This is a genomic window from Lysobacter sp. Soil_N_51, from assembly GCF_057655755.1.
In genome coordinates, this window is record NZ_JBDGLR010000003.1 from 519148 (window position 1) to 532432 (window position 13285).

A 13285-nucleotide genomic window follows, 5' to 3' on the forward strand; every position below is an offset into this window, starting at 1 on the left:
TCGCGCTTGTCGGCTATCGACTGAGCGATGAGGCGGATGCAAGTCCGCAGCCCACCACCCGGCAAACCCATCGTCTCGAACTAAAACCCGAACGTTCGTTCGTTTATCGCCCGCGCATCGGCGAGGCAATTGCTTGCCCGCACAAAGGTGCTGCGACGCCGCATGACGTGTGCAAATGGCGTGTTAAGTTCCGACGAACGATCCACACGCTCACACGCCAAGGCCGCAATCGTTCCCGTATTGCGTATCGAATCAGGATGCGTCGCGCACAGGGGATGTGCGCGCGACGCCGATACCGGCCGCAGGCAGCACCACGCGTCGCCTTTGCACCGCCCAGCCGCATGCCGTATCGGTCCGGGTTCGCCATCGCCGCAACAGACATTGACGTCAGCCACGTTGCAACGAAACGCTTCAATACAAAGGGGGAAATCACATGATCGCTCGCCAGTCGAGTCGTAAAGCCTTGTCCTGGGCCATCGCATTGAGCCTGGCCTCGCTCGCCGCGAGCGCGCAGGCGCAACAAGCCGCCGCACCCGCGCAGGAGGAGGAAGCCAAGACCCTGGCCGGCCTCACCGTCACCGCGCAGAAGCGCGAGGAGGCGATGCAGGACGTGCCGATCTCGATCACCGCCTTGCCGCAGCAACTGCTGCAGGACAGCGGCGTGCGCGACGTCAAGGACGTGCAGATGCTGGTGCCCGGCCTGACCGTCAGCAGCACCCAGAGCGAAGTGCAGACCGTCGCGCGCATCCGCGGCGTCGGCACGGTCGGCGACAACCCCGGTCTGGAATCCTCGGTCGGCGTGGTCGTCGACGGCGTGTACCGTCCGCGCAACGGCGTGGGCTTCGGCGACCTGGGCGAGATCGAACGCATCGAAGTGCTCAAGGGTCCGCAGGGCACGGTGTTCGGCAAGAACACCTCGGCCGGAGTGATCAACGTGATCACCCGCCGCCCGACCTACGACACCACGGTCGAAGGCGAATTCACCGTCGGCAACTACGGCGCGCTCGGCGCGGCCGGCTCGCTCAATACCACCATCGGCGAGAACGCCGCGTTCCGGATCTACGGCTCCAAGCGCAAGCGCGACGGCTTCACCGACGTCGAGATCGGCCGCGGCCCGCGCGCCGAGCGCGAGGACGGCGACCAGAACTTCCACACCCTGCGCGGGCAGTTGCTGTTCGAGCCGACCGAAAACCTCGACATCAACCTGATCGCCGACTTCACCAGCCGCGAAGAAAACTGCTGCGTCGGCCTGACCACGGTGCGCGGCCCGACCTCGGCGATCATCAACGGCCTGGTCGGCGGCATCGGCGTGGCGCCGGTCGCCGATCCGTTCGCGCGTCGCGCCTGGAGCAACCGTCCGACCACCCAGGACATCAAGGACAAGGGCCTTTCGGCCGAGGTCAACTGGATCACGCCGTGGTTCAACGGCGCGACCCTGACCTCGATCACCGCCTCGCGCGACTGGCAGGCGATCAACGGCCTGGATTTCGACTTCACCACCGCCGACATCATCTACCGCAATCCGAACCCGAACGAATCGTTCACCGGCTTCAAGCAGTTCAGCCAGGAATTCCGCCTGACCGGCTCGACCGACAAGGTCGACTGGATGTTCGGCCTGTTCTATGCCGACGAAGATCTCAAGCGCAACGATTCCTACAGCATCGGCGCGGCCTACGAGCCGTATCTGTCGACCGCGGTGCTCGGCCAGATCGCCTCGCGCTTCCCGGCCGGCGTGGTCAACATGGCCAACGCCGCGACCTTCCTGTCGCAGGCGGCAGGCCGTCCGTTCGGCAGCAGCTTCGCCGGGCTCGGCGCGCTTGATCGCTACAAGCAGAACAGCAGCAGCGTCGCCTTGTTCACCAACAACACCTGGCATGCGACCGACAAACTCGACCTGACCTTGGGCCTGCGCTACACCAAGGAAAACAAGGAACTCGATTCGGTCTACAGCAATCCCAACGGCGGCCTGGGCTGCGGCGCGGCGCTGGGCAATTCGGCCCGGGTCGGCCAGGCGCTGGCCGCGCGCGGCGTGCCGGTCGCGGCGCTGGGCGCACTGGTGCCGCAGGTGGTCGGCTTCATGTGCCTGCCGTGGGCCAACACCCTGCATAACGGCCGGGTGACCAATCAGGAACGCGACGAGAAGGAATGGTCGGGCACGATCAAGGCCGCGTACCGCTGGAACGAACACGTCATGGGCTACGCCTCGGCCGCGCGCGGTTACAAGGCCGGCGGCTTCAACCTCGATCGCGTGCAGTCGTCGAACGGCCTGTCGGCCGGCACCGCCGGCATCGCCCCGGTCAACGACACCTCGTTCCCGGGCGAGTTCGTCGACAGCTACGAGCTGGGCGCCAAGACCACCTGGGCCGGCGGCAACCTGCTGCTCAACGCGACCTTGTTCCATCAGACCTACAGCGACTTCCAGCTCAACAGCTTCCTCGGCACCAGCTTCGTGGTGCGCTCGATTCCGGAAGTGGTGTCGCAGGGCATCGACACCGAAATCCTCTGGCAGCCCGGAATCAAGGGCCTGATGCTGCAGGGCGGGGTGATGTACGCCGACACCAAGTACGGCAACGATGCGTTGCCCGACGCGGACCTGGCCAAGTTGCCGGGCGCGCGCGCGAGCTTCGCGCCGTTGTGGTCGGCCTCGGCGTCGGTGACCTATCAGTGGGATTTCGGTTCCAGCCTGATCGGCCGCGCCAACATCGGCGCCAAGTATTCCTCCGACTACAACACCGGCTCGGACCTGGATCCGGAGAAGGGCCAGGAGGCCTACACCGTGGTCAACGCGCGGGTCGGCATCGGCGCCAAGAGCCGTCGCTGGATGGTCGAGGCCTGGGCCTTGAACCTGTTCGACGAGGAGTACAAGCAGGTCGGTTTCGACGCGCCGTTGCAGACCGGTTCGTGGAACGCCTTCCTCGGCGCGCCGCGCACCTATGGCATGACCTTGCGGGTGATGTACTGACCGATCCGCGCCTGCGTCTTCGCCGCATCGCGAGGTGCGGCGGAGAGCGGGAGGCCCGGTGCTTGCCATCCCCGCGAGAGCGGGGCATGGATTTCGGAATCATGCGGCGGTGAAGCCCTGGATCCCCGCCTTCGCGGGGATGACGGGAACCATCCGCACGCGTCCGCGTCTGGTCGCCTAGACCGCACCCGTTCTTGCTCGTCATTCCCGCGAACGCGGGAATCCAGTGACTTCAGAGCGCGGCAATATCGAAGCACCCGACACTGCGCATCATTGCCAAGACCGCACCCGCTCTTGCTCGTCATTCCCGCGAACGCGGGAATCCAGTGACTTCAGAGCGCGGCAACATCGAAGCACCCGACATTGCGCATCGTCGCCAGGACCGTGTCCGCTCTTGCTCGTCATCCCCGCGAAGGCGGGGATCCAGAGACTTCAGCGTTATGCCTGGATGAAGCCCTGGATCCCCGCCTTCGCGGGGATGACGGCCCTGGCAACGTCGCCGCATGGGACTGATCAACGCATGAGCCCGATCAACTGCTCAGCCAGGCGCCCGATTTGCCGCCGAGCCCGAGCCAACGGTTCCAGCGACGACCGATGCCCAGGCCAAGCTAGCCGAACCCGAACCCGAACCCGAACCGGTCGACCAAGGGCCCCCCTCATCCCGACCACCCAGGCAAAGCCCGCACCCCATCGCCGGCTATCATGGGCGCCATGACCGAAGACACCTCCGACGCCGCCCTGCAGCGGCTCGCCCAGCAGATCGGCGAATCCGCCCGACTCAACCACCACATGCTGGTCACCGCCGAAAGCTGCACCGGCGGCTGGATCGCCAAGACCCTGACCGACATCGCCGGCTCCTCGGCCTGGTTCGAATGCGGGCTGGTCGCGTACAGCTACGAGGCCAAGCAGGCGCTGCTCAGCGTGCGCCCGCAGACCCTGGAGCAATTCGGCGCGGTCAGCCGCGAGACCGTGATCGAGATGGTCTCCGGCGCGCTGGCCAATACCGGCGCCACCATCGCGGTCGCGGTGACCGGCATCGCCGGCCCCGGCGGCGGTACCGACGACAAGCCGGTCGGCACGGTCTGGATCGCATGGAAGCGCCGCAACGGTTATCCGCGCGCCGAGGTCTTCCATTTCGACGGCGACCGCGAGGCGGTGCGACGGCACAGCGTGGCCGCGGCGTTGCGCGGGATGCAGGCGCTGGCGGTCTGAGTTACGGCGGCGGTGTGTTGGCGCGCTCCGCGCCATCCGTGCGGTGTTGCGTTACCTAGAGGCTGTCGCGGCGTGATGCGTCTCCGCGCCCCCGCAACCGCCGCACACCGCTTTTCCCCCTTTGCAAAGGCTCTGTTCGCACTAGCTAGTGACGTCTCATCCTCTGCGCTGCGGCTACGCCAGATTGTCCCGAAAGCCCGTTGGTCGGGCCTTGGGAGACCGTCATGCGCACGCGCGAACTCAATCGTTGGAAGGCCCAGGCGGCCCAGTTGACGCCCCACCAGCGTGAACAGGCCTTGCGATGGCTGCGCGAATGCAGCCACGTGGATGCGGTGACGGCCGTGCTGGAATCCAAGCCACCGCATTGCCCGCACTGTCCCGCCAGCCGGGTGGTCCGCAATGGTCAAGCCGATGGATTGCAGCGCTTCAAATGCCGCCAGTGCGGGACCAGCTTCAACGCCCTGACGGGCACACCCTTGGCGCGATTGCGCCATCGCGCCAAATGGCTGCAGCAAGCCCAGGCGATGGCCGAAGGGCTGAGCGTGCGCAACGCCGCCGCCCAGATGGACGTGCATCGTACGACCGCGTTCCGTTGGCGCCATCGCTTCCTGGAGGTCGCTTGTCAGCGCAAGGAGCAGCATCAGCAGGGCGTCGTCGAAGCCGATGAAACCTATGTCCTGCGCTCCTATAAAGGCCAGCCCCGGCGGCTGCGGTCCCAGGGATCGCGGCCGCCGCGGCACCGGGGCGGCCCGGCCGCCAAACGCGGCTTGTCCCACGAGCAAGTGCCGATCCTGGTGGTGCGCAACCGTTCGGCACACACCAGCGATTACGTTCTGCAAGCAGGCGATACCCGCAGTTTGCTGGCGGTGTTGCCGATCGCGGTAGCGCCCGATGCGGTCCTGTGCACCGACGGCAGCGCCATGCTGGCTCGGGCGGCGGCCAAGTTGGGGATCGAGCACCACGGGGTGAATGTCCTGCGCGGCGAACGCACCCGCGGGGCTTGGCACATCCAGAACGTCAACGCCTACCACGGCCGATTCAAAGGCTGGCTACGCCGATTCAAAGGCGTAGCCACCTCCTATTTGCCCAACTATTTGGGATGGTTCAGAGCGTTGGAGCGGAACGCACGAGCGAGCGCGGGAGCCACCGCGTTATTGGCTCTGGCGATTGCGGCGTGAGGTGTCATTACCTAACGCAGACAGAGCCTTTGCAAAAGGGGGGGTAGGGGGATTCGCTTTTGCTCCTGACCTGAAAGCAAAAGCAGCAAACACCACCGCCAAATCAGATGCATCGGCGCGCGCTGTAATTATCGAGCGTCAAGCCCGAAGCTCGCTCGAACAACCCATCCGCACGCGCCCGCGAACTCAATCGAGCTCGCGTCGCCAGACCTGTCCGACCAGATCCTGCCCGAAGCTGTGGTGGCGCTCCTCCTCGGTCAGGACGAAGCCGCAGCCCTCGTAGATCCTGCGCGCGGTGACCAGCACGTCGTTGGTCCACAACATCATTCGCCGATAACCGGCCTCGCGCGCGAACTCGATGCAGGTCTCGACCAGGCGCCGGCCCAGGCCCAGCCCGCGCGCGCGCGGATCGATCAGCAGGCAACGCAACTGCGCCGCCTGCGGATCGTCCTGATTGCGCACCACGAACACGCAACCGACCCGTTCGCCGTCCAGTTCGGCGATCCAGCAACGCTCGCTGCGCGGATCGTGCTCGCTGGCGAAGCGCGCGAACAAACCCGCCACCAGCGCCTCGAATTCTTCGTTCAAGCCGTATTCGTCGGCATACAGACGGCCGTGGCGCTCGATCGCCCAGCCGATATCGCCGATCCGGTGGGTGCGGATCAGCAGCCGTTGCGCCGCCGGCAGGGCCGGCGGCGACAGCGCCTGTTCGGCGTCGGCGAGCGCGCGCAGCAGGCGCTCGCGCTGCAGCGGCGGCAGCGCCGCCAGCAGCTCCGCGGTGGCCTGGTGCGAGGTGCGGTCGAGGCCTGCGAAGGCGGCGCGCCCGGCCTCGGTCAGGCTCAGGGCGAAGCTGCGTCCGTCGTGCTCGGAGCGGGTTTTCTCGACCAGTCCGCTGTTGACGAAGCCGAGCAGGATGCGGCTCAGGTAGCCCGGATCCAGGCCCAGCGCATCGCCGATCGTGCGCGCCGCGACCGGTTCGCGCTGGGCCAGCTCGAACAGCACGCGGCCCTGGGTCAGGGTGAAGGGGCTGTCCAGCAGGCCTTCCTGCAGCACGCCGATCCGACGGGTATAGAAGCGGTTGAAGGCGCGGACGGCATCGACCTGGGCGGTCTCGATTTCGGCGGTCATGGCGGCATCGGCGATTGCGGTGGGCTAAACGGCAGCCTCGGATAATTGTTTGACTTAGTCAAATAAAATCCGGACGAACGGCCTTGCTGGTGTGGCGTCTTAGTAGTATTACTACTAACTTCGAACATGACGTAGTAATACTACTAACCATGAATCTGACCGACACCCAGCAAGCCATCCTCGCGCTGATCGCCGAGCGGATCGACGCCGAAGGCCTGCCGCCGTCCCAGGCCGAGATCGCCAAGGCCTTCGGGTTCAAGGGCGTGCGCGCGGCGCAGTACCACCTCGACGCGCTCGAGACCGCCGGCGCGATCGAGCGCATGCCGGGCCGCGCCCGCGGCATCCGGGTGCTGCAGCCGCCCCCGCAGGCCCAGCGCGAACTGGGGCTGGCCTCGGCCAACGAGGACGCGCTGCGTCTGCCGGTGCTGGGCCGGGTCGCGGCCGGTTCGCCGATCGGCTCGGGCGCCGCGGTGGAGCCGGACAACTACGTCCTGCTCGATCGCAACATGTTCTTCCCGTCGCCGGACTACCTGCTCAAGGTCAAGGGCGACTCGATGCGCGACGAAGGCATCTTCGACGGCGACCTGATCGGCGTGCACCGCACCCACGATGCGCGTTCGGGCCAGATCGTGGTCGCGCGCATCGACGACGAAATCACCGTCAAGCTGCTCAAGATCGGCAAGGACCGCATCCGCCTGCTGCCGCGCAACCCCGACTACGCGCCGATCGAGGTCCAGCCCGATCAGGATTTCGCGATCGAGGGCCTGTACTGCGGCTTGGTCCGGCCCAATCGTTGAGATGGGCCGCCGACTCATGGATCGCACCCACGTACACCTCGACCGTTACGGATCGGTCCGCACCTGCGCGCCGATCCACGCCGCGCAAGCGGCTTTGCAGGGATTGGCCGCCGCGGTGCTCGGGGCGGTTTCCGCGCCGCCGACAGGGGAAAATCCGACCCCGGCGCAGGCCGTCGCCCGGCTTTCGCGGCTTGCCGACGCAGATAATTTAATTCCAGGCGCGACGGTCTCAACCTCTGCGATCCGCGTCCTCTAACTTCCCCTCACCACGACACGACTTAAGGAACACCACGATGGACGAGAACAAGAAGCGCGCCCTTACCGCCGCTCTGAGCCAGATCGACAAGCAGTTCGGCAAGGGCTCGGTGATGCGCATGGGCGACCGCGCGGTCGAGATCACCGAAGTCATCGGTACCGGCTCGCTGATGCTCGACATCGCGCTGGGCATCGGCGGCCTGCCCAAGGGCCGCGTGGTCGAGATCTACGGTCCGGAATCCTCGGGCAAGACCACCCTGACCCTGCAGGCCATCGCCGAATGCCAGAAGAAGGGCGGCACCGCCGCCTTCATCGACGCCGAGCACGCGCTCGACCCGATCTATGCCGCCAAGCTCGGCGTCAATGTCGACGACCTGCTGCTGTCGCAGCCCGACACCGGCGAACAGGCGCTGGAAATCGCCGACATGCTGGTGCGTTCGGCCGCGGTCGACATCGTCGTGATCGACTCGGTCGCCGCGCTGACCCCGAAGGCCGAAATCGAAGGCGAAATGGGCGACCAGCTGCCGGGCCTGCAGGCCCGTCTGATGAGCCAGGCGCTGCGCAAGCTGACCGGCAACATCAAGCGCTCGGGCACCCTGGTGGTGTTCATCAACCAACTGCGCATGAAGATCGGCGTGATGATGCCGGGCCAGAGCCCGGAAGTGACCACCGGCGGCAACGCGCTCAAGTTCTACGCCTCGGTGCGCCTGGACATCCGTCGTATCGGCGCGATCAAGAAAGGCGACGAGATCATCGGCAACCAGACCAAGATCAAGGTCGTCAAGAACAAGCTCGCCCCGCCGTTCAAGCAGGTCGTCACCGAAATCCTCTACGGCGAAGGCATCTCGCGCGAAGGCGAACTGATCGACATGGGCGTGGAAGCCAAGCTGGTCGAGAAGTCCGGCGCCTGGTACAGCTGCGGCGACGAGCGCATCGGCCAGGGCAAGGAAAACGCCCGCCAGTACCTCAAGGAGAACCCCGAGATGGCCGCCCGCCTGGAAGCGACGCTGCGCGAGAAGTTCGTGCCCAGCGACGCCCCGCGCGAAGAAGCCATCGAGGACTGATCCATCGCAAGCGGCGATGACCGATGAGTTCCGATCGGGACCAACGCAAGCGCCGCGACCGCGGCGCCGATAGCACGACCGGGCCGGGCGGCGAACCGTCTGCCGGTCGTGCCGGCGGCCGTCTGGCCGAATTGCGGGCAAGGATGCACGCGATCGAAGCCGGGGCGAAATCGGCTTCGTTTACGGACGATCACGTCATGGAAGACGACATCGTCGGAAATGCGTCTGGGCAACCAGATCGGCATGATTACTCCATAGCCAGCAACACCGGTGATGATGACGGTGGCGACTCGGCCCAGCGCCGGGCGCTGGGTTCAGGGCACTCCGGAGTCTGGTCGGGCTCTGGCACCCAAACCAGCCAACGCACGCGTCCCGACCCGGACGCCGGGTCGTCGGACGGGCTAAAACGACCCGAGGCCACTCAGTGCGCTGGAAAAACGCCCTTGGCTTCGGCCGATCCGGCCGACAGCCATGACAGCCACGACAGCGCCGACCCGTTCGCCACCCCGGCCAGCGACCCGCCCCCCGAAGACGACGACAGCCCGCTATTCGACGCAGGTCGAGTAAGCCCGGCCCGACGCGAGCGCCGCCGTGGACGTCCGGAACAAACCCCGACCCAGCGCGCGCTCGGCCTGCTGACCCGGCGCGAGCATTCGCGCAAGGAACTGACCCGCAAGCTCACCTCGCGCGGCCTGGATCGCGAGGAGGTCGTGGCTGCCGTCGATCGGCTCGCCGATGCCGGCTGGCAGAATGACCACCGCTTCGCCGAAAGCCTGATCCGCAGCCGGGCCGGCAACGGCTACGGCCCGGTGCATATCCGCGCCGAACTGAACATGCACGGCCTCGACAGCGAGGCCATCGCCCAGGCGCTGGCCGCCTACGAAGGAAATTGGCTGGAAAACGCCCGGGATTTGCTCCGGCGCCGTTTCGGCGAGGACTTCGCCCACGACCCGGCGCTGCGCCGCAAGGCCGCCGATTTGCTGATGCGGCGCGGCTTCGACGGCGATACCGCGCGTAATGCGAATCGTTCTTGCGCCGAGGACTGAACGGCCGGGTACTTTTCCCGCACGGCCTTGCGCATAAGACCCCGGGGCCTGCTAGGCTACGCGGCTTTCGGGTCCCGGGTTGCCTGTTCCAGTCGATGCCCCCATCTGGTGGCATGGGTTCGGTCGAGCGCTCCGCTCCCGACCAGGCAAATCAATCCCAGGCATGAAGACCACCACTGAAATCCGCAGCGATTTCCTCGAGTTTTTTCGGGGCAAAGGCCACACCATCGTGCCGTCGGCACCGTTGGTGCCTGCCAACGACCCGACGTTGCTGTTCACCAACTCGGGCATGGTGCAGTTCAAGAACGTATTCCTCGGCAGCGAAAAGCCGGGTTACGTGCGCGCGTCCGACGTGCAGCGCTGCTTGCGCGCCGGCGGTAAGCACAACGACCTCGATCAGGTCGGCTACACCGCGCGTCACCACACCTTCTTCGAAATGCTCGGCAACTGGTCGTTCGGCGACTACTTCAAGGACGACGCGATCGTCTGGGCCTGGGAGCTGCTGACCAAGGTCTGGGGTCTGGCGCCCGAGCGCCTGCTGGTCACGGTCTATCAGACCGACGACGAAGCCTTCGAGATCTGGAACAAGAAGATCGGCGTGCCGGCCGAACGCATCGTTCGCATCGGCGACAACAAGGGCGCGCCGTTCGCTTCCGACAATTTCTGGCAGATGGCCGACACCGGCCCCTGCGGTCCGTGCACCGAGATCTTCTACGACCACGGCGAGCACATCGCCGGCGGCCCGCCGGGTTCGCCCGACGAGGACGGCGATCGTTTCATCGAGATCTGGAACCTGGTGTTCATGCAGTTCGACCGCCAGCCCGACGGCACCCTGCTGCCGCTGCCGGCGCCGTGTGTCGACACCGGCATGGGCCTGGAACGTCTGGCGGCGGTGCTGCAAGGCGTGCATGGCAATTACGAAATCGACCTGTTCCGGCACCTGATCGCCGCGGCGGCCAAGTGCACCCACACCGACGACCTGGACAACAAATCGCTGCGCGTGATCGCCGATCACATCCGCGCGTGTTCGTTCCTGATTGTCGACGGCGTGCTGCCGTCCAACGACGGCCGCGGCTACGTGCTGCGCCGGATCATCCGCCGCGCCTTGCGCCACGGCTGGATGCTCGGCCAGAAGGGCGTGTTCTTCCACAAGCTGGTGCCGGCGCTGGTCGAGGTGATGGGCGATGCCTATCCCGAGCTGACCGCCAAGCGCGAGTTCGTCGAAGCCGCGCTGGCCGCGGAAGAAGAACGCTTTGCCGCGACCCTGGATTCGGGCATGCGCATCTTCGACGAGATCGCCGCGCGCTCGCAGGGCGTCATCGCCGGCGCCGACGCGTTCAAGCTGTACGACACCTACGGCTTCCCGGCCGACCTGACCGCCGACATCGCGCGCGAGCGCGGCCTGTCGGTCGACATGGCCGGTTTCGAAGTCGAGATGGAAGAGCAGCGCCGCAGGGCGCGCGAAGCCGGCACGTTCGGTAACAAGACCTCGATGCCGGCCGAACTGGCCGCGCAACTCGCCCCGACCGAATTCCTCGGCTACGACCGCCTGACCGACGGCGGCCTGCAAGTGGTCGCGCTGCTGCGTGACGGCGTGCCGGTCGACGAGTTCCGGGTCGGCGACGAAGGCGTGGTGATCCTCGACCGCACCCCGTTCTACGCCGAAAGTGGCGGCCAGGTCGGCGACAGCGGCGAGCTCGACGAAGCCGGCACCCGTTTCGTGGTCGACGACACCCAGAAGTTCGCCGGCCAGTTCCACGGCCACATCGGCAAGCTCACCGCCGGCACCCTCAAGCGCGGCGATCGCGTCCTGGGCGCCGTCGACGCAGCCCGCCGCGGCGCGACCGTGCTCAACCATTCGGCGACCCACCTGCTGCACGCGGCCCTGCGCCGCCTGCTCGGCGACCACGTGACCCAGAAGGGCTCGCTGGTCGCGCCGGACCGCCTGCGTTTCGATTTCTCGCACTTCAACCCGCTGACCGACGCCGAGCTCGCCCAGATCGAGCGCCAGGTCAACGCCGACGTGCGGCGCAATTACGAAGCCGAAGTCCACCAGATGGGCATGCAGGAAGCCATCGACTTCGGCGCCATGGCCTTGTTCGGCGAGAAGTACGGCGACCGCGTGCGCGTGCTGCGCATGGGCGAGGCCTCGACCGAGCTGTGCGGCGGCACTCATGTGACCCGCACCGGCGACATCGGTTTGTTCAAGATCGTCGCCGAAAGCGGCGTCCAGGCCGGCGTGCGCCGGATCGAGGCGCTGACCGGGCAGGGCGCGCTGGATTACGTGGCCCAGGAGGAGCAGCGCCTGGAGCAGGCCGCGCGCCTGCTGGGCGGCAATGCCAGCGACGTGGCCGACAAGCTGCGCGCGCTGCTGGACCGGCAGAAGAAGCTCGAACGCGAGCTCGAGTCGATCAAGGCCAAGGCCGCCTCCGGCGCCGCCTCGGACCTGGCCGGCTCGGCGGCGGACATCGGCGGGGTCAAGCTGGTAGCGACCCGGCTGGAAGGATTTGATGCCAAGGCGTTGCGCGAGGCGGTGGATCGCCTCAAACAGCAGCTTGGCGACGCGGTGATCGTGCTGGCGGGTGCCAGCGACGGTAAGGCGGCCTTGGTCGCCGGAGTGAACGGAAGCGCGGTTGGCAAGGTCAAAGCGGGAGAACTACTCGCGCATGTGGCCGGTCAGATCAATGGTAAAGGCGGCGGCCGCCCGGACATGGCGCAGGGCGGTGGCGATGACGGCCCGGCCCTGGTCCAGGCTCTTGCGGGCGTTGCGCAGTGGGTTGAGAGTAAGCTTGTGTGAATGGCGAACAGTGACTTCTATCGCTTGCGACCGGGTTTGACCGGTCGCTAAGATGGTTCACGTTTGTGTACAAATTGAAGCATTCTTCCTGATGGAAAAGAATGCCAACGCCGGTACTACGGTCCCGGCTCGAGGAGGTTTTCAATGCTGATCCTGACGCGTCGCGTCGGCGAAACCCTGATGATCGGCGACTCGGTGACCGTCACCGTGCTCGGCGTCAAGGGCAACCAGGTGCGTATCGGTATTACCGCGCCCAAAGATGTCGCAGTCCATCGCGAAGAGATCTATCAGCGCATCCAGCGGGGTGAGGACGCGTCGGACGATTCTGGTAAAAACGCGGGCGGCTGATAAAAAAAGTTCGCCGTAAGCGTTGCTGTAAAACGGGTGAGCCGTTATGCTTCCCGCCCGCATTGCTTGATCGATGCGGAGAGTTGCCCGAGAGGCTGAAGGGGCTCCCCTGCTAAGGGAGTATAGGGTCAAAAGCTCTATCGAGGGTTCGAATCCCTCACTCTCCGCCAGTTGTAAAAGAAGCCGCCAACAGCGGCTTTTATTTGCGGATTCGTCGAATTCGGTACCGACGAAAAAGCAAAAAAACGGTTTGAAAAATGTTGACGATGTGCGGTTTTGTCGTCATAATTTTCCAACTAGGCGCCCGTAGCTCAGCTGGATAGAGCACCAGGCTACGAACTTGGGGGTCGGAGGTTCGAATCCTTCCGGGCGCGCCACTACAAAGAAACCCGGCAATCGAAAGATTGCCGGGTTTTTCTTTGCGCCGGGTTTGTTGGCGATGGAGTTTGTACGCGCTGGATTTCGATGCGTGCATCCGCGGGATCCAGGTCTCGCAGT

General features: G+C 65.8%; 9 protein-coding genes, 2 tRNA genes and 1 pseudogene. 11 read left to right on the forward strand and 1 reads right to left on the reverse strand.

The window, feature by feature from the left end:
• Window positions 1-433 precede the first annotated feature (433 nt).
• The 3 genes from AC3A4T_RS07655 to AC3A4T_RS07665 all read left to right on the forward strand — a co-directional run bounded on the left by AC3A4T_RS07655 (window position 434) and on the right by AC3A4T_RS07665 (window position 5352).
• Window positions 434-2962 (forward strand): TonB-dependent receptor, encoded by a 2529-nt coding sequence (locus tag AC3A4T_RS07655; protein WP_487674821.1) that lies wholly within the window; start codon window positions 434-436, stop codon window positions 2960-2962.
• A gap of 711 nt (window positions 2963-3673) precedes the next feature.
• A complete protein-coding gene (locus tag AC3A4T_RS07660; protein ID WP_056109166.1) occupies window positions 3674-4174 on the forward strand; it encodes a CinA family protein in 501 nt (166 codons plus the stop codon).
• A 224-nt stretch (window positions 4175-4398) separates the two neighbouring features.
• Entirely contained in the window at window positions 4399-5352 is a 954-nt protein-coding gene (locus AC3A4T_RS07665; protein WP_487674822.1) for an IS1595 family transposase, read from the forward strand.
• 186 nt (window positions 5353-5538) lie between these two features.
• Here the strand turns inward: AC3A4T_RS07665 and AC3A4T_RS07670 are convergent, their stop codons facing one another.
• Window positions 5539-6480, reverse strand: coding sequence for a bifunctional helix-turn-helix transcriptional regulator/GNAT family N-acetyltransferase (locus AC3A4T_RS07670; RefSeq protein ID WP_487674823.1), 942 nt, complete (start codon window positions 6478-6480; stop codon window positions 5539-5541).
• 149 nt (window positions 6481-6629) lie between these two features.
• Here AC3A4T_RS07670 and lexA point away from each other — a divergent pair, with 149 nt between their 5' ends.
• From lexA to AC3A4T_RS07710, 8 genes and pseudogenes are all read left to right on the forward strand, one after another.
• Window positions 6630-7277: a transcriptional repressor LexA gene (gene lexA, locus AC3A4T_RS07675; protein WP_487674824.1), complete on the forward strand. Its 648-nt coding sequence runs from the start codon at window positions 6630-6632 to the stop codon at window positions 7275-7277.
• 16 nt (window positions 7278-7293) lie between these two features.
• On the forward strand, window positions 7294-7533 hold the full coding sequence (locus AC3A4T_RS07680) for a hypothetical protein (RefSeq protein ID WP_487674825.1): 240 nt from the start codon (window positions 7294-7296) through the stop codon (window positions 7531-7533).
• A 37-nt stretch (window positions 7534-7570) separates the two neighbouring features.
• The gene (gene recA, locus AC3A4T_RS07685) at window positions 7571-8596 is read left to right on the forward strand and encodes a recombinase RecA (RefSeq protein ID WP_487674826.1); all 1026 of its coding nucleotides are present in this window, start codon (window positions 7571-7573) and stop codon (window positions 8594-8596) included.
• Between the two features lie 569 nt (window positions 8597-9165).
• Window positions 9166-9642: pseudogene (gene recX / locus AC3A4T_RS07690) on the forward strand (recombination regulator RecX); the annotation flags it as partial.
• Window positions 9643-9805: 163 nt separating this feature from the next.
• Entirely contained in the window at window positions 9806-12439 is a 2634-nt protein-coding gene (alaS, locus tag AC3A4T_RS07695) for an alanine--tRNA ligase (RefSeq protein WP_487674827.1), read from the forward strand.
• Between the two features lie 144 nt (window positions 12440-12583).
• A complete protein-coding gene (gene csrA, locus AC3A4T_RS07700; protein ID WP_036111509.1) occupies window positions 12584-12787 on the forward strand; it encodes a carbon storage regulator CsrA in 204 nt (67 codons plus the stop codon).
• 77 nt (window positions 12788-12864) lie between these two features.
• A tRNA-Ser gene (locus AC3A4T_RS07705) sits at window positions 12865-12957 on the forward strand.
• A gap of 130 nt (window positions 12958-13087) precedes the next feature.
• Window positions 13088-13164, forward strand: a tRNA-Arg gene (locus tag AC3A4T_RS07710).
• Window positions 13165-13285 lie beyond the last annotated feature (121 nt).